This window comes from Pseudomonas sp. 1L-E-NC-VB-C3, from assembly GCF_057291535.1.
On sequence record NZ_JBXAWD010000034.1, the window covers coordinates 1 to 1,296 of the forward strand.

Annotated in this window: 1 protein-coding gene; it reads left to right on the forward strand. The window is 54.2% G+C overall.

Annotated elements, in window-relative coordinates:
* Nucleotides 1-280 precede the first annotated feature (280 nt).
* On the forward strand, nucleotides 281-1,276 hold the full coding sequence (locus AC0Z5Z_RS26660) for an IS110 family RNA-guided transposase (protein WP_485611859.1): 996 nt from the start codon (nucleotides 281-283) through the stop codon (nucleotides 1,274-1,276).
* Nucleotides 1,277-1,296 lie beyond the last annotated feature (20 nt).

Here is a 1,296-nt window from a genome sequence, read left to right on the forward strand (position 1 = left end):
CGGCAGCTCCTTGTATGTTCCCCACACACCAGCATGAATGAGATCTAAGCTCGCTGGTGCGACATACGAAGATGTGTTTCTGGGGGAGACCGATCGCTCCTTAAGGCAGGACTTGCTCCTGACCTTGCATGTAGAGAGGTCCCCCCGCCTCATTGCCCACCACGAAGAGTATCGAGAAGCCGACGAGTCGGACTTCGCATTACAAGGTTGCAGTGGCATGAAGTTCGAGGTCAGGGGAACCAGGAAGCATTTTTAACTCAGTTCTCTTGGAGTTGAAAGCATGAACATGCACGTCGGTTTGGATGTGGGATCTCGCACTACAGCGATGGGCTGGCGCAATGGCGGCCGCTTTGCAGGTCAGTGCAATATCGACCAGACACCGGCGGGTCGCAAAGCTGCTGTCAGCAAGTTACTTGAGCTCAAGCCTATGTCTGTGGTGATGGAAGCCACCGGAATCTACTACCTGGACTTGGCCATGGAGCTCGCTGCGGCGGGTTTGCCAGTCTCGGTTATCAATCCGAAGAGTTTTCACAACTTTGCAAAGCTGATGCTGAAAAACAGCAAAACGGACGCAATCGATGCCCAGTTACTAGCTGAGTACGGCGAACGCATGAGCCCAAGGTTGTGGACGCCGCCCACTTCAATACAGCTTGAACTGCGTGCTATCGGCCGCCACATCAATCGTTTGACGGGTCATCGCACCCGCGCCAAAAACGAGCTGCATGCACTAAAAGCCACTCAAACAACTCTTCTGATGCTGATTGAGGACGAAGAAGAAGCCATCAACGCCTTTGACAAACGAATCGAGCGTTTCCGACTCGCTGGTCGGGCATTGATCGACAACTGCCCAACGTTGAGCGCCCAGTTCGCCCACATGATCGCCGCCCCTGGCATGGGTGAGATCTCAGTATTTGCGGCGCTGGCTGAACTGACGACCTTACCGGTGACGCTCAAGTCAGCGCAGGTCAGCCGCCATGCCGGACTCGATGTCCGACTCACGCAATCAGGCACCAGTATTGATAAACCCGGCCGGATAAGTAAGGGCGGCAATGCCTATTTGCGCTCAGCGATGTACATGCCTGCGCTGACCGCCATACGTTGCGACCCGAACGTTAAAGCGTTTTACGAAGCCATGGTGGCTCGAGGAAAGAGGAAGATGCAGGCTATTGTCGCAGTCATGCGCAAATACCTGACCGGATTATGGGCCTGCATGCGGGCAGGCGAAGACTTCAGTACAGCCAAGCTTTTTAGCGATAAACACACCCAAAAAGCTTGACCGTGAACAGAGTATCTACA

Excerpts from the sequence above, each read along its gene's own strand:
- AC0Z5Z_RS26660 (WP_485611859.1), top strand. The coding sequence starts at position 281 with ATGAACATGCACGTCGGTTTGGATGTGGGATCTCGCACTACAGCGATG.